Consider the following 15,566-nt stretch of genomic DNA (forward strand, 5'->3'; position numbering starts at 1 on the left):
TGCTGCTCGCGGCCGGCCTCGCCGCCGCGCCGGTGGCCGTGCTGGCGGCGCAGGCCGATCCCGTGCCGGCGATTTCCGCCGCCGCTTCCGCCGTTTCCGCTGCCTCCGTCGTCCCCGTCGATCCGGATCCGGCCGCAACCACCGCCACGCCCGCGCCGCGCCGTTTCAATCCCGCCCCGCATCTGACATCGCCGAGTTTCGCGCTGTCGTCCACGCCGTCGCCGTCGCGCGCGATTCCGTCGGCATTCGCCGCGCAACATGCCGAAGGCTGCACGCTGCGTGTCGACGCCGCGCGTGCCGCCGGCTGGACCGACAACACCCCACCCGCCACCGGCTGGGTGCCCGTCACGCTGCCCGACGTCTGGACCACGCGCTGGCCGCACTTCGACGGCGTGGTCTGGTATCGCGTCAACTGGGCCGCCGGGTGCCTGGCGGGCCGGCCCGCCGCCGCGTTCGTCGACTACGTGAACATGGCGGGCGCGGTCTATCTGAACGACACGCTGATCGCCCACGATCCGCAGCTCGTCGAGCCGCTGAGCCGCGCCTGGAATTCGCCACGCCGCTGGCTGCTGCCCGCGCCGCTGCTGCGCACCGACGCCGATACGCTGCTGATCCGCGTGTCGGGCCTGTCCGCCTACGCGCCGGGCCTCGGCACGGTGGTGGTGGGGCCGCCGGGCGTGGTCGAGCACCGCTACGGCCATGCGCACGAGATCCGCCGCGATCTGCAGCTCTACAGCCTGGCCGTCACCTCCACGCTCGGCTGCTTCTTCGTCGTGCTGTGGCTGATGCGCCGCCGCCAGAGCGTCTACGGCTGGTTCGGACTCCAATCGATCGCGTGGTGGTGCTTCCAGCTCAACCAGGCGGCCACCTCGCCGTGGCCGTTCTCCCGCACCGACGGCTGGGAATCCGCCATGTCGATCGCGGTGGTGGTGTTCAGCGCCAGCTTCGCGATGTTCACGCTGCGCTTCGCCGGCCGCCGCTTCCCGCGCCTCGAAGGCGGCCTGTGGCTGCTGTCGGCCGCGCAGGCGGCGGTCATGCTGGCCGCGCCGCGCGAGTGGATCGAGACGGTGCGCGCGGCGATCGCGCTGATCCCGGCGCTGGTGTTCATCGCCTGCTGCAGCGGCTTCGTGGTGTTCGCGGTGCGCCGGCCGCGCGGCGACCGGCTCGCGCTGTCGGGCTGCATGCTGATCTTCATCGCGGCCTGCCTGCACGACATCCTGACGTTCCTCGGCGTGCTGTCCGACAACGTCTATTACACGTCGATCGCCGCGCAGTTCGAGATGATCGGCATGGCGCTGGTGCTGGCCTGGCGCTTCGTCACGAACCTGCGCCGCATCGAGCAGTTCAACGACGAGCTGACCGGCGCGGTGGCCGAAGCCCGGCGCGAGTTGCGCGCCACGCTCGACCGCGAGCACGCGCTGCAGGTCACGAACGCGCGGCTCAGCGAGCGCCTGAGCCTCGCGCAGGATCTGCACGACGGCCTGGGCGGCACGCTGGTGTCGAGCATCACGACGCTCGAACACGCGCCGCAGGACATGCCACCGGCACGATTCCTGGGCATCCTGAAGGAATTGCGCGACGATCTGCGCATCATCATCGACGCCGCCTCGCTCGACCACGCCGGCACGCGCACGCTCGACGGCTTCATCGCGCCGATGCGCCACCGGTTCGCGCGCGCGTTCGAGGCCCAGGACATCGATTGCCGCTGGCAGTTGAGCGGCATCGACGCGCTGCGCCTGCCGAACGCCGTCTGCCTCGACGTGATGCGGGTGCTCCAGGAGGCGGTGACCAACGCGCTGCGCCACAGCGGCGCGACGCGCGTGAACATCGCCGTGGCCGGCGAACCGGCCGCGGGCCTGAGCCTGACCGTGACCGACAACGGGCGCGGGTTCGACCCCGATGCGCCCAGCCCGCACGGCGGCATCGGCATGGGCAGCCTGCGCGCGCGCGTCGAGCGGCTCGGCGGCGTGCTGCGGATCGCCTCGGGCGTGACCGGCACCACGCTGACGGTGACGGTGGCCGGCATCGGCACAGGCGGCTGTACCGGTGTCGAACCCCCTTCTGGCGGCGCATCGTCGTAGAATTCCGGGAATTTCTCGCCTTCGCTGTAACCTTTCGTTCAGCTGAAGCGAACTCATGAACATCGCCGCACGGCACGGGATTTGCCCGGCCGCCACGATGCGGGACACACCATGAAAACCGATGACCTGATTTCCATGCTGGCGACGGGCGCTCCGCGCGTCGACCGGCATGCCTCCACCAAGCGCTTCGCCGCCGCCGTCGCGGCCGGCGTCGTGGGCGCGTTCGTGCTGATGCTGGCCGTGCTCGGCGTGCGCCACGATCTCGCCGAGATCGTGTGCACGCCGCTGTTCTGGGCCAAGGTCGCGCTGCCGCTCGCGATGGCCGCCGGCGCGCTCGCCACCGTCGCGAAGCTCGCGCGTCCCGGCGCGCGCGCCGCGCGGCCGGGGCTGCTGATCGCCTGGCCGGTGCTGGTGGTATGGATCGCCGCCGCCGCGATCCTGGCCGGCACGCCGCCCGGCGAGCGCCTGGCGATCGTGCTCGGCGCGACCTGGCGAGTCTGCCCGCTCTTGATCGCGATGCTGTCCGCGCCCGGCTTCGTGGCGATCATGGCCGCGCTGCGCAGCCTCGCGCCCACCCGCTTGGCACTGACCGGCGCCGTGGGCGGCCTGCTGTCCGGCGCGCTGGCCACGCTCGTCTACTGCCTGCACTGCCCCGAGATGGGCGTGCCGTTCTGGGGCGTGTGGTATCTGCTCGGGATGCTGGTGCCCACGGCGGCGGGCGCGCTGATCGGGCCGCGCGTGTTGCGGTGGTGAGGCCGCCCGGCCGGGTCTGTCAGCGTTCGGCGCGCGCCGCCTCGGCCGCGACAACCGTCACCGGCGCCCAGATGCGCCCATAGATCAGCATCGTCGCGAAACTCAGCAGGAAGGCCAGGCCGCCGGCGATCAGGAGCCCGGATTTGACCTCCCCCGAAAAACCGTAGCGGCGACGACTGGAGATTTCTGGCACATTCGAAGCCCTGCGATGGGCATCCAGGATGTCGCCGACTTCGATTTGAGCTGCGAGGTCGTGGGCGAAGGCGTGCGACTTCCGCGCGAAGCGTGGTCGATGATCGAACGCGAAGCCGAGCATCGCGTCGTTGAGGCGATGCTTGAAGTCTGACTTTAAGTATAAGGCTTACCACGGTGACCGAAGTGGGGTAACCATCAGGCGCTGCTGCAGATTCTGCGGCAGCGCGCTGAGTGGATTATGCGGACACATCCATCCCTTCGTCGTCCTGTGCCGCCAACCGAGCGCACACCTCTAGATTCAGCTCCACGAATTTGTCCCAGCTGTAGTTTTGAGCGAAGTGAGCATCGTAGTACCGCTCGACGCGACAGATGAGCGGTCGATGCTTGTAAATCCCGCAGGACCTTTGAGCATCGTCGTAATGCCGACAAGTTCCGTCTCCTCGGTCGAGATATCGAGTTTCAGCCACTAGCCCAATGCGCCTACAGCAGGCGCCGCAACCGGTGCACGGAAATGGACGACGAACTTCGGTCATAGGTAACTCGAACAGAATCAGAACAAGCCCCGCTCAACCGCCACAATGATTCAGCGGCGATAAAACGGGGCATTTCGCTTATAAGCCTGGACGTTTAGGCCGTCAGAGCAGCGACTTCTTCCACGCGCTTCTCTGTCGACAGCACCAAGTTCCCTTCTTCGTCGAGAATAGGAGCGTCAATCATTGCTTTCAGAAGCTGAGCAAACTTGACTGAAAGGAAGACCACTTCCTTGGCTTCAGGTGAATACGTCGCGTAGTCCTCGCCGTTGCTGTCAATGACGCCCTTCAGACCTCGGACTCCGTGGCGAAGTTTCGAGCTGATTTTCGAGAACGTTGTATTGGCGAGGGATGTCACACGCTCGACGGCCTCGAGCTTGCCGGACATGACGACGGCTTGTTCTTTGAAGACATTGGCCTGCTCCATATTGCTACGAGCATTGTTCAAGGCTTCTTCCCCCTTGTTGCCAACAATGTGGCCAAAAATCGCGAGCGCCGGTCCTGCGACAAGGCCCCCTAAAACCATCGCGCCCATCGCCATGCCACCACCGCCAGCTGCCAAGGAACCACCCCCCAACCAGGCCAGCGTGGCGTTGGTCGCGGCTGCACCACTCAGCGTCGAAATGGCGGTACCGGTACTCGCGGTGGCCAACAGCATTGTGCCGTTGTACGCCCCGAACGCCATTGCCGCACCACCTGTCAGTCCCGAACCCAGTCCAAGGCCGGAACTCTTGAGCAGCGCGTAGTCGTCGCGAAGGCCTTGCAGCGTTTTTGTCGAGAAATCGCCAACGTTGAGCGTGTCCAACTCCGGCGTGCTGATCAGTTCGACATTCTTCAAGCGGCCGAATACTTCCAAGAAATCGGAAATGGTGCCGTTAAATGCACGCAGCTTTCTTGCGCCATAGTCCTCGAGCATCGCGTTTGTCGCTTTGCGTTGCTCATCGACGCGACGATTCGCCGCATCAACAACGGAAATCGCACTATCGTTCAGTTCAGATGCGTCGCTATGGTTCTTCGCACCCAACGCACCCTTAACAACGCCATACAAGCCGGTAATAACTGCTCCTCCGATGAGAATCGGAACCATGATCTTTCCTTATTCGAGAATAATAGCGAGGGTCTTTTGGGCTTCTTGGTGCGTGACTTCGGCACGCTCAAGCAAATCTTGGACAATATAATTTTCAATCTGATAGTGGTGACTGAATTCGTCCAGCAGATTCCATTGAATCCCGGAAATTCCGCCATCACCAATCACAAACAACATCAACTCGAAGAGCATTAGCTTCGGAACAAATGGCGAAACAGCTTTTTTTCCTCGCAATTCCAAGCTCAGAATTTCTCGAACAATTCCCACTCGAACAATCTCATCATCAATGGAATCAATAGACAATGATTCAAGACGCTTAATTAGGCGACCTTCAATCTGCGAGCAAGGCAGCAAACCCATGGCAAGAAGGCTCCAAAATGTGCCTGACGCGACATCATCCGTCGCAGAGGTTGCCGCCATAAGCTCCTTCATGGCCTTGATTTGCTGTTCGCTACGCTTAAGCGTTATTTTTGCGCTACCAATATCTTTGGCAGCTATCTCATTTCGTTGCTTACCGTCCCAAAGAATGGGCTTATCAGCCAAGCTCAATAGCTCAGCCACGCAAAGGAATACCTGCGTATCTTCGTCTGAAAGTTGCTTCAACAGCATTACTACCCCCGATTGGAACTTGGTTGGCTATGTCGCGGAACTACAGTTTCAGTGGCATATCGGATGCCATGAATGAATCGAATTCCTGTTGCGACGCGTGCGGTAATTCCTTGCCCAACAACTCAGCGAATCGATTAACGGCGGCGGCCAGATCATCGGCGCTGGCATTGCCGCTGTCGACCGCTCGATTCAGCTCACGTGTTTCCTCGAGCAACTGAGGCATTTCCTCCGCGTAAAAGGCCACCAGTGCAATGCGCTCTTGAGCCAATTGAGCGTGAGCACTTGCAGCGATTTCACGCACGCGCTCGAGATTCTTGAGTGACTGCTCGGCGCCTTTGGAAGCCTCAACCGCGCTCTGATAGAACATTGACGACAGGGTGTAGCCCACCATGCCACCAATGGCGGCACCTACAAACGGGATGGGGATGGCAATCTGTCCCAGCGCAGCAAACATACCGCTCGACAGCATACCAGCCCCCTTCTCCCCCACTTCGATAATAAATTCTGATTCGCCGATTTCTCCACGCACGTAACGCTTTATCGACATGCCCAGCGACAAACAAGCAGTAACCGCCAGTGTTGGAACACTGGTATTCGCAAGCGCACGCACGCCTGCGTGATTCGATTGCTGCATTACGGCCTTGGTCGCTGTGCCGACAAAGGCCGTGCCATAGCCCTGCGCCCCTGCTTTGCCGACATCCTTGGCTACTTCGACTGCAGCGTCCCCAAGCGATACCTTCTTTTGCGCCACAGCAAAGGTGTTCTTGAGCACAGAAATGGTGCCTCCGATAATGGCACCGTACTTCGCACCTTCCATGCCGGCACGATGGCTGGTGTTGGCAATATCGAGAATCGTCGCAAGCTCAGGATGCTCGCGGTAGAAAATGGCTTCTTCTGTCGTTATGCCACTATCGCGTACGTTCTCGCCGAGTGCTTCGTAGTTGTCTGCCTCACGGAGTAATTTCGCTGCAACGTCCGGCTTTCCTTGCGCTTCGGCAGCTTGTGCGTTCTTGCGCAATTGTTCAGCCTGCTCTTGGCAGTATTCTTGAGCTCCCTCGTACTGCTCGGACGGCAGCTCAAGTTTCACACCGCGATAGCGAGCAAATTTGCCATCCTCTCGAGCAATCCGGGAAAAGAGCGTATCGCGGTCACCCACGAACTTCATCTGGGCCTGCGAGCCCTCGATGATTTGGCCATCGAGAACCTGAACCCGATCCACCACATTGTGGTTTCGACCGAAGGCTGCCAAGTCATCACTACGTACGGTGCGAACCTTGGAGCCAGAAATAATGGCCTCGGCGTTGTCGCGGCTAGTCGTCGCTACCTCTGCTGAGAAGCCAGCCTGCTGCTTGACGTTCTTTGCTGCTTCGAGCGGGTCGGGGTTGACCTTGTGCTTCGCAATGTCAGCAAGACCCTTGGCGAATTTTTGCCCGGTTTCGTTATCGACACCACGATAGCCCTTGAGGAATTCCGCGCCGGCACTGCCGAATCGGCGCACCGTTTCATCGGACGCGAGTGAGATGCCCGCACGCAGAACATCCGTGCTCGTCCCAGTTTGCTTTTGCGTCTCGCCGTGAGCGTGCAAATCTTGGACGCTCTCTGGCGAATTCTCTTTATCTTTCATGGTCTCTCACGGCAAGCCTGCCGATTAGTCAACTTAGATTTCCGCGCCCACTTTTTCGAGCAATTGAGCTTTCACGTTCTCAAACTCCTCTTTCGTGAGGGCGCCGGCTTTGAAAAGTTCATATGAGCGTTTCACCTCATCAGCCCAATCTTGAGCACTCGCTGTTTTGGACGCTCCCACCTGTGGAGTTGCCACGTCCACCATTTCAGGCCCAAGCTGACGCTCCTGTCGCTGCCTCGGCTCGAAGAGGCGTGCCACTTTCAGTATTTGTTTGAGCACGCTATAAGCGATAAATCCAAGTATCAGAAAAACAATCAACTTACCCATGAATAATCCTCTCTAAGGCTGTTGAAACGGGTCAATGCCGCCCAGCAGTGACAACCCATGGGGGCATACTATTCACAGCTACGACAAGATGTGTCGCAGCGCGTCCAGTTCCGCGTCTTCGGCGTGGCCCTCCTCGAGCTTCACACCCCAGACCTTTTCCCCGAAGCCGAGCAACCAGCGATGCAGCTGTACTGTCTCCACAACCACGGCGGCTATTTCAAGCCTGTCGTCAAAGGTGGCGACTTCTTGGTCAGGCGCCAGAGGCGACTCAAGCAATTGAAGACCGGTCTCCCGTTCAATGCAAAATCTCAACCGCACTCGCTTTCCGCTTCCGAAGCCAAACTTGCCATCAGTCTCGTACTGCGCAAGGTTAAAGTCGGTCGGTCGCTCAAAAGGTCGTGTGGTCGTACGAGCCGTGATGATGCGATGCAAAGCCAGAATGCGTTCCTCGGCGTACCCTTTATAGCGACACACCAGATAAAGACGAACGCCTTGTTGAGCTAATCCGAGCGGCATCACTTCAGCAGACTTCGACTTGCCTGATGCATTTTGATAATCCACCTCCAGCCAGAGATTGGCGTAGAGCGCATTGCTTACGGCGTCAAACACCCCATCCTCGATTTTTGGCGGCAATGTTGGCTGCGTCGGGCTAACGACCCGGACTTTCTGCAGCCATTGCTGACTTGGTCTTTCCGCGACGGTGGGACCGAAGTTCCTCCTCGCCTGCTCAAAGAACCCGTCCATGGACTTCATGACCCCAGCCGGCAGCAGATGGTTCAGATACTCCTCTGCCAACAACAAGAGCAAAGCCTCTTGCTCGCTGAGTACCGGCAAGGACAGTCCACTTGATTGAGCCTTCCAGCAATACCCATACGGCTTGCTTCGGTCGTCACATTCGATGTCGAAATGCTCGCACAGTGTTTCGAGTTGGCGTTGGATTGTCCTCAGGTCTCGGTCAAGTCCCGCATGTTGTAGCTGTCCGTGAAGTTCAGCCGCGGTAGTCTTCCGGTTTCTCGGAATGCGCCGTAGCAACTCTATGGCGAGAATGGTCGTATTCAGTGTGTCGGGGCGCTTGGCCATGAGTCAGGTGTCTCGCATGTAGCTGCTTTGGGTCTCGTGCTCGTTATCGGGAGGGCACGGGCGTACCGAGCGTATGGATGAGCCAAGTGTTCCGCGCAGCGAAGTCAAGCGGGCCCGTGCGGTCGCGCTGCGCTTGCGGTGGCTCTCGATGACCTCTACGTTTTCTGGTGAGAACTCGTGTGCGGCCCGTTGTGAGTCGAGGAAGGCCACGAGTTCACCGACACGCCCAGGATGGAACACGGCGCCCCACCGGAACGACCCGGTACGCATTGCCAGCGCGCAGGCTTGTCGCCTCCACCGTCGACCGCTGCACCTCGCGAGCGTAAATCAGTACATCAATCTGCTCACACCCACACTTGCGAAGTGTCCGCAGCACGAACGTCTCGAACCCAAAGACGCTGAACGTGTAGGTGGTGGAGAACGCACGTCGCGGCTTCGCCCCCTGAATAAATGACAACAATGTCTTCTTGCATAACCGCGGCCCTAAGGCCGCTTCACTCGGAGATGCCGTCCGCATGGTCTCTCACGCCGATCCATCCCCGCACTCGGGGAAGACGTTTTATTTACGGCTAAAACTCTCGAAATTTTATGTCTGGCGTCGGCGCATGAGCGCAGGCGCACGCTACGTATTCTGGATGCCAGTCGGAAACAAAACCGCGTTTAGCTTTTGCCAGGTTTCCGTGCTCGGGAGCGTCGCATTACTATGTGCGGCGTTCTCATAGCGGGAGGGCATCGCAGCATGGATGCCCACTAACCGTGCAAGTTCGCTGTAGGTTAGGCCGGCAGCAAGTCGCGCTTCTTGCAGCGCCGACCGGAAGTCAACTGCGGTAACGTCGGGTAACCGTGTCGGTATGCTTGCGGCGGTAGACGAACAAGTCTCAGCGCGAAGCCGAGATTTCGCCTGCGCAACACCAGACCGGTTGGTGGTTAGCCGGCTCTCGCTGGTACTTCTCGCGCCCCGGTAGAGCTCACTGTTTTCACGACCGCTATGCGTATCGCGAAAACGATAGAAATCGTAGCCGAGCATGAAAAGCGCGGCCTCCAACCTGCGAAGTCCATCAGGCCCTGCGCACCATTTCGCGCCAGCCTTGTCACGCGCTTCGGACAAAATCCAGTTGGCCCAGACGTTCACCCGTGCCCACGACTTAGAACCGTAATGTCCGCCGTACAACTTGCCAAAATGATGTCCGTCGGTGGATGGGTCACGCAACGTACCGCCGCCGTCACCGTTGGCCCACAGGAACTGGAGTCTTTCTGGAACGCCTGCAAAGCGCGGTAGGGAGGCAAGGTATCTTTGCACGAGCAACCCAAGGGCAGCCCCAACCCGACCATCGTAAATAATGTGTTCGGGAAGTGCCAGCGCATAGTATTTCGTCCAACCGGCGTTCATTCTCGGCGAGTGGATGTGGCGGCTCTCGCGTTCGCCGAAAGCCTCGATGTCCGGACTGTCGCCGCTCAGTGATTCTCGACCCATGCGCAGGACATGGGGGAGAGCTTGTCCTTGTTGCTTTGCCCAGCTCATATTCGCGTCGTACGCGCGACGTCTCTCTCCAAAGCCCCACTTCATCACTTCGTGACATGCCGTTTCGGCTAGTTCCCGCGCACGCGAACCATTCTCCCCCTCAATGGCTTCCTTGATTCGCGCGCTGACTATGCCGAGCGCCATCATGTTGCCCTCAAAGTCCTTTCGGTTCCACCAATACATATCAAAAAGGCTTTCAAGACTTTCGGCACGCACTACGTAGACTGGACCGCCACCGTTTCGGTAGTCGTGGTAACCACCAGGGAACTTGTCGTCAAAGCCATCATAAAGTTGATTTCTTGAAAATCCGATGGAAAGCCCGAGGGACTTGCCCTGGATGACGCCAGCCAGGAAGGCGACGAAATCCCGAACGTCTCTATCTTCGAGGTAGTCAATACGGTTCACGACGAGTCAACTCTTGGTAGAAGTCAGTTCGAGCCAGCGATGGGGTCTTGATTTTTCGCACCAGGGTCCGTTCTAGTTAACGGAAAAGTCGACGGTTTCTGAAGAGGACATGCTCATCGGTGGAATTGGATGTCGATTTGTTGCAGCGCGTCTCGCGCTGCGCATGCCATTCCTACCCCGACTGCAATCGGTATCGTCGATTCTCGCGGGTTGATGCGGATAACACGAGGGCCATGCCTTTCACTAAATCGCCTCACGGTCGGTATTGCCTGGCAAGTGCCCACTTCGACCACTACCAGGCGCTGGCCACGTTTGAACCAGGATGCGAGCTGCTTTTCCTGCCTCTCCGCGTGCTTCTCAACCCATTGCCAGTCCCCGGACATCAGAATGCTTGGCCTCGCGAGACCTCCACAATGTGGACACCTCGGCATTTCGTGTTCGAGCAGACATGTCGTTTCGTCGACGGCAGGCAGAAAGTCGTTAGCAGACAAGGTTGCGTCGGTACAAGCCTCGACGCATTGAAGCCGATGGATGGTGCCGTGGCATTCCAGCCTGATTGCGATTTCGTTTTCCATCCACTACCCCGATTACGCGGCTTAATTTGCCGGTGTACCGTTCAAGCGGCAGTGCCATAACGCTTCGCCAGTACAGCCGCCTCGCGGGCGAATTCGTTGCGGAGTACGGTCGGTGCCAGAATCTCCACTGCAGCGCCGAGGGAACGAAGCCACCATCGCAGCTTGACGCTCGGGACCACCGTTCCTGTCACCTTTATTCGGCCGTCGGGCAGTGGCGTATGTCGCTGATCCTCCGACATGCGCCGCTCCTCAAGTCGCTTTGCCTCGGACGGCTCTAGCGCAAGTTCCAGCACAACCGGCGCCTCAGGAAGAAAGTCGAACACCTGCTCCTTTTCAATCGTCGCCTTCAGGTTGAAATCCCGTGGGTACGCAAACGCTGTCCCGGAATCGCCCGCAGAAATACAACGGTCCAGTCGATACAAAATTCGAAGCCAGTTTGGCTTCCCTTCCTCGGGGCGTGGCGGGTGGTCCGGACTCTGGGCGACCATGTACATGAGCCCGGCTGATTCGACAAGTGCAAGCGGCCAGAGCCGTTTCGGCTTTATGTCTTCATCCCTTATCTCCTTGTAGGCCGGCCGATACCGAACAAGGAGTTCGCGCTCGAAGAACGTCGCAGTCACAACCGTCTGGAAGACTTCCGGGTCGATGGGCGGCCGCCCCAGCAAATAGGTCGGCTCCACTGAACCAATCTTGTGTACCCACGCCCGATACAGCCGGCTGTCTTCCCCGTCTTGCGAAAGACGGGTATCGGCGGCTTTGAACAGTGGTTCGATGTCCATGGTGACCGCTGCGGGCAGCTTGTCCGCCACAAAGCGCCGGAGCGCGTGGAATGCTACCGCTTCCGAGGCGCTCATCAGGCCGGTCATCTGGTTGGCACCCTGCAACCACGATTTGCGCTGCCATAAAAGCTGCTGCCCGTCCATTGTGCACAACACAAGCTTTTCACGCTCAAGCCGAGCAAGGCGGCGTCGAACCTGCCGCGGATAGTCGACCTGGTGCCCTCGGTCGGTCAGTAGTTGGATAACCCGTGAAGTGGGCATCCACGAGTCCGATTCCCTGTCCGTAGGCAGGATTCGAAGAATCGCTTCATCAAGGCTGGAAGTCATCAGTCTGTGCGTTGTTCAACGGTGCGTGAGTCAGCTTTCGGGCTTGTCGTGATTCTACGAGAGGGTTGGGACACTTTTTGTCCTTTGCGACCCTCATCATTGTCTCCAGCCACAGGAGAGACCTATGACTTCGACCACAAGAATCACCATCGCCGTTTCCGCCCGGGCGCTGTTCGACTTTGAGGCAGAAAATCGGCTGTTTCAGGAAGACGACCCATCGGCGTATTGCGCACTTCAGGCCACGCGCCTGGATGTCCCTGCGAGCCCGGGCGTGGCCTTTCCGTTGGTTCGAAAGCTCCTCGCTTTCAATAGCGGCGGGAGCAACGACGTCGAGCTTGCCATCCTGTCGCGCAACGACCCGGTTACGGGGCTTCGGGTGTTTACATCGGCCCGCCATCATGGGCTGGCCATCAGCCGAGCCATTTTTACTAGCGGTGCAAAGCCCCACCGCTACCTTGCGCCACTTGAGGCAAACCTGTTCCTTTCCGCTCATGGGCCGGACGTCAGAGAAGCGATGTTGGCAGGATTTCCCGCAGCCCGGGTCTACCCGGTTTCAGGTTTGGCTACCGCTCAGAATGACGAGGAACTGCGCATCGCGTTCGACGGAGACTCAGTCCTCTTCAGTGACGAGGCCGAACGTGTTTTCAAAGAGCGGCAGTTGCTGGAGTTCAACGCGCACGAGGTGCGTCACGCGCGTTCGCCGTTGCCTGCCGGCCCGCTGAAGCCATTCCTTGCCGCCCTGTGCGCACTTCGAGGTCAGCGCCGCGCGGTGCAGGTGCGCGTGGCACTGGTCACAGCCCGCAGCGCGCCGGCGCATGAGCGGGCGATTCGCACGCTGATGGCGTGGGGCGTCGCGGTCGACGAGGCCATGTTTCTCGGCGGTAAGGAAAAAACTGCCTTTCTCGCGGAATTCAGGCCTGACATCTTCTTCGACGACCACGTACGCAACTGCGAAGCAGCCTCGCAACTCGTGGCGACGGGGCACGTGCCATATGGCATCAACAATGAATGCCGGCCAGTTCTTCATTGAGCGAGTGCGAGCGATGAAGCAGGAATTTGAAATCACTCTGATGGCGAGCTACCCGGCAATCTACCGCTCCTTGAAGCCGCGCTTTTCCGGCGGTTGCCTGTTCGAGTGCGACGATGGCTGGTATCGCATCATCGACGAGTTGTCGCGCAAGCTCGAGCTGGAATCGTGGAGGTCGCATCTGGGCGCGATTGAAGTGCGGGAGAAGCTGGGCAGTCTGCGTTTTCGTCTGCGCGGCGAAATAACAGACGCGGTGGACAACTGGCTTACCGAAGCTGCATGGTTGAGCCAGCGTACCTGCGAACGGTGCGGTCAGCCGGCGACGCTGCGCGGGCATAAGGATGGCCGGGTAAAGACGCTCTGCCCAATCTGTGCCACGGCGATGTACTACGTTGTCGAATGACGTCGCCGCGACAAAATTTTCTGCCGATGAGACGGATGAAATGCCATGCCGCAACTCATCGAACATATTGACCTCCTCCCGACTAGCCGAGCGCCTAGACTTGGAGGTTTCCGGCCTTAAGATGAGCGAGCCGAAACTCGCACGGCGTCAGATCGCCCAGCGAACTATGCGATCTGAAGTCGTTGTAATTCTGCCGCCAGCGCTCGATCTTTTCCCGGGCATCGTCCAGTGACAAGAACCCATGCACGTTCAAACATTCGTCCCGCAAGCTACCGTTGATCGATTCGATGAACGGATTATCCGTGGGTTTGCCAGGACGCGAGAAGTCAAAGGCCACACCGTTTTCATACGCCCAGTGATCCAATGCGCATGAGATGAACTCGCTGCCGTTATCGACCTGTATGCGTTTTGGTGTACCACGAAGCGATTTCAGATGGTTCATCGTAGCGACTACATCGGCTGCCTTCAAGGCGTAATCGACAGTGATCGCCACGCTCTCCCGACTAAAATTATCGACCACAGTTAAGGCGCGGATTTTCTGCCCATTGAACAGCTGATCGGCCACGAAGTCCATGCTCCAGTCTTCGCTGCTACGGTTTTTCGGGGGGAGGTCAATGAAGATCCTCGCCGGGGTGGCGGAGCTAGTGCTCCGATGCGCAAAACTGACGAGCAACACCGGCTGCGGGGGCATCTCACGAGAGCACACTAGTGTTCCGCCCCCTCGCGCCGATGGTTGTTCAAGTGCCTAGGCAATCAGTCGTTACTGCCGTCTAGCGATATCCTTGAAAGACTCCAGCCCCGTCTTGCTGGTCGGATCCAGCTCAGACATCAAACCGGCATTGCGCGTCTCTGGCGCAAACAGCTGGCAGACGATGCCGCCAATAATGAGCGCCCCAACGCAAAACAAGAGCGACTCCCGAATTCCCAACTGCTGCACCGAGATAGGTAGTAGAAACGTTGCTGCGGCCGATCCGAGCCGACTGCATGCAATCACGATGCCGACTCCCGAAGCGCGCAATTCGGTGGGGAAAAGTTCCGGCGTGTAGACGTACTCCAAGTTGGCCGCGCCAGACAACACACAAGCAAAAAGTCCAAACAGAACAATCGTGAGAATGGTGCTTTGGTTCAACGTGGCCAGCGCGAAAAGGATTGCTCCGCACGCATAAAATGATCCGGTCAAAAATACGCGGCGCGGGATACGGTCGATTATTGCAAGCCCAATCAAAGACCCCACAATCAGCAAGATGTTGTAGACGACTGCTCCAACATAGCTATTGTGAACGTTCAGCGATTCCAGCACTTTCGGGCTGAAGGTTCCCAATGCGAAATACGGAATCACCTGACATGTGAAGAACACGCATCCGACGATAGTGTTCCTACGCAGTCGAGGAGAAAACAAGGTGCCAAAGCTCACGCGCTTGTTCGTAGCGTTACTTACTGGTCCGACGGCGGCCACCACGTTTTCGCCGAATTTCTCGAGCATGACCTTAGCCGCTTCTGCCGCACGCGATTTCTTGATGAGCCAAAGCGGGGACTCCGGGACACCTAGTCGAAAGGGGAAAATGATGAGTGCAGGCACGCCGCTCAGCGCGAGCATCAATCGCCAAGAGTCCGGCGCGACGTCCTTCAGCAAGAGCCCCACGATATACGCGCTGACATATCCTGACGCCCAGGCAATCGATAGCGTGCTCAGGAGTCTTCCTCGATAGCGCCGGGGAACGTATTCGACGATCATCGATTTACTGACGACGTAGTCGGCACCGAGGATTACACCAAGGAAGATCCGAAATATGAAAAGCTCTGTCGGTGACGTAACAAAATACTGGGCGGCAGATACCACCGCGAAGAGCACCATGTCATAGCCGAATACCCATCGGCGACCGAAACGGTCAGCCAGCGGGCCAGCAATGAGGCTTCCGAGGAAAAGCCCGATAAGGGAGGCGGCGCCAAGCAACCCCATCCAAAATGCGCTTAGATGCAACGGAACGGCCGCAATAGTGACCGCGATTCCAACGATGCCGAGAACGAATCCGTCGCTGAAAACGCCTCCGGTGCCGGCGAAAGCGACGCGAAGATGGAATTTGCTCAACGGCAAGTCTTCCATAAGTATTGGTTTGTTCATGCTGTCTCCTGATCTACTCAAACCATTTCGCCCCCAGCTAAAAAGCCGAAGGCGTTGCCCTATCCGACCCGACGGTGATGTCTGTGGCATTGAGGATGCGGAAATTTTTCTAACGACGGG

Annotated in this window: 14 protein-coding genes and 1 pseudogene; 4 read left to right on the forward strand and 11 right to left on the reverse strand. The window is 59.1% G+C overall.

What is annotated here, in order from left to right; all coding sequences use genetic code 11:
* Positions 1-2 precede the first annotated feature (2 nt).
* Together G3N92_RS02895 and G3N92_RS02900 are read left to right on the forward strand one after the other, a co-directional pair.
* Complete coding sequence (locus tag G3N92_RS02895; RefSeq protein ID WP_241014539.1) at positions 3-2,081, forward strand: 7TM diverse intracellular signaling domain-containing protein; 2,079 nt, start codon at positions 3-5, stop codon at positions 2,079-2,081.
* A 111-nt stretch (positions 2,082-2,192) separates the two neighbouring features.
* Entirely contained in the window at positions 2,193-2,834 is a 642-nt protein-coding gene (locus G3N92_RS02900; RefSeq protein WP_206125929.1) for a DUF1109 domain-containing protein, read from the forward strand.
* A 19-nt stretch (positions 2,835-2,853) separates the two neighbouring features.
* On the opposite strand, the gene G3N92_RS02905 is transcribed toward G3N92_RS02900, so the two are convergent.
* The 9 genes from G3N92_RS02905 to G3N92_RS02945 form a co-directional block, all read right to left on the reverse strand.
* Positions 2,854-3,150, reverse strand: coding sequence for a hypothetical protein (locus G3N92_RS02905; RefSeq protein ID WP_206125930.1), 297 nt, complete (start codon positions 3,148-3,150; stop codon positions 2,854-2,856).
* A gap of 115 nt (positions 3,151-3,265) precedes the next feature.
* Positions 3,266-3,562, reverse strand: coding sequence for a YkgJ family cysteine cluster protein (locus tag G3N92_RS02910; RefSeq protein ID WP_206125931.1), 297 nt, complete (start codon positions 3,560-3,562; stop codon positions 3,266-3,268).
* Between the two features lie 94 nt (positions 3,563-3,656).
* On the reverse strand, positions 3,657-4,646 hold the full coding sequence (locus G3N92_RS02915; RefSeq protein WP_241014540.1) for a hypothetical protein: 990 nt from the start codon (positions 4,644-4,646) through the stop codon (positions 3,657-3,659).
* A 9-nt stretch (positions 4,647-4,655) separates the two neighbouring features.
* Positions 4,656-5,255: a hypothetical protein gene (locus G3N92_RS02920; protein WP_206125932.1), complete on the reverse strand. Its 600-nt coding sequence runs from the start codon at positions 5,253-5,255 to the stop codon at positions 4,656-4,658.
* Positions 5,256-5,295: 40 nt separating this feature from the next.
* The gene (locus G3N92_RS02925; protein ID WP_206125933.1) at positions 5,296-6,879 is read right to left on the reverse strand and encodes a hypothetical protein; all 1,584 of its coding nucleotides are present in this window, start codon (positions 6,877-6,879) and stop codon (positions 5,296-5,298) included.
* Between the two features lie 33 nt (positions 6,880-6,912).
* Positions 6,913-7,206, reverse strand: coding sequence for a hypothetical protein (locus G3N92_RS02930; protein ID WP_206125934.1), 294 nt, complete (start codon positions 7,204-7,206; stop codon positions 6,913-6,915).
* Positions 7,207-7,284: 78 nt separating this feature from the next.
* Entirely contained in the window at positions 7,285-8,286 is a 1,002-nt protein-coding gene (locus tag G3N92_RS02935; protein ID WP_206125935.1) for a WYL domain-containing protein, read from the reverse strand.
* Positions 8,287-8,908: 622 nt separating this feature from the next.
* Positions 8,909-10,213 carry a helix-turn-helix transcriptional regulator gene (locus G3N92_RS35455; protein WP_339385774.1) on the reverse strand — a complete coding sequence of 435 codons (1,305 nt, stop codon included), beginning with the start codon at positions 10,211-10,213 and terminating at the stop codon, positions 8,909-8,911.
* Between the two features lie 616 nt (positions 10,214-10,829).
* Positions 10,830-11,894, reverse strand: coding sequence for a WYL domain-containing protein (locus tag G3N92_RS02945; RefSeq protein WP_206125936.1), 1,065 nt, complete (start codon positions 11,892-11,894; stop codon positions 10,830-10,832).
* A 124-nt stretch (positions 11,895-12,018) separates the two neighbouring features.
* Here G3N92_RS02945 and G3N92_RS02950 point away from each other — a divergent pair, with 124 nt between their 5' ends.
* Both G3N92_RS02950 and G3N92_RS02955 read left to right on the forward strand, forming a co-directional pair.
* The gene (locus tag G3N92_RS02950; RefSeq protein ID WP_206125937.1) at positions 12,019-12,924 is read left to right on the forward strand and encodes a 5'-nucleotidase; all 906 of its coding nucleotides are present in this window, start codon (positions 12,019-12,021) and stop codon (positions 12,922-12,924) included.
* Positions 12,925-12,937: 13 nt separating this feature from the next.
* Positions 12,938-13,324 (forward strand): hypothetical protein, encoded by a 387-nt coding sequence (locus tag G3N92_RS02955; RefSeq protein WP_206125938.1) that lies wholly within the window; start codon positions 12,938-12,940, stop codon positions 13,322-13,324.
* 94 nt (positions 13,325-13,418) lie between these two features.
* On the opposite strand, the pseudogene G3N92_RS02960 reads toward G3N92_RS02955, so the two are convergent.
* Together G3N92_RS02960 and G3N92_RS02965 are read right to left on the reverse strand one after the other, a co-directional pair.
* A pseudogene (locus G3N92_RS02960) lies at positions 13,419-13,913 on the reverse strand (integrase core domain-containing protein); the annotation flags it as partial.
* A 171-nt stretch (positions 13,914-14,084) separates the two neighbouring features.
* Positions 14,085-15,446 (reverse strand): MFS transporter, encoded by a 1,362-nt coding sequence (locus G3N92_RS02965; protein ID WP_206125940.1) that lies wholly within the window; start codon positions 15,444-15,446, stop codon positions 14,085-14,087.
* Positions 15,447-15,566 lie beyond the last annotated feature (120 nt).

It is taken from the genome of Burkholderia sp. Ac-20379, from assembly GCF_017104645.1.
GTDB lineage: Bacteria > Pseudomonadota > Gammaproteobacteria > Burkholderiales > Burkholderiaceae > Burkholderia.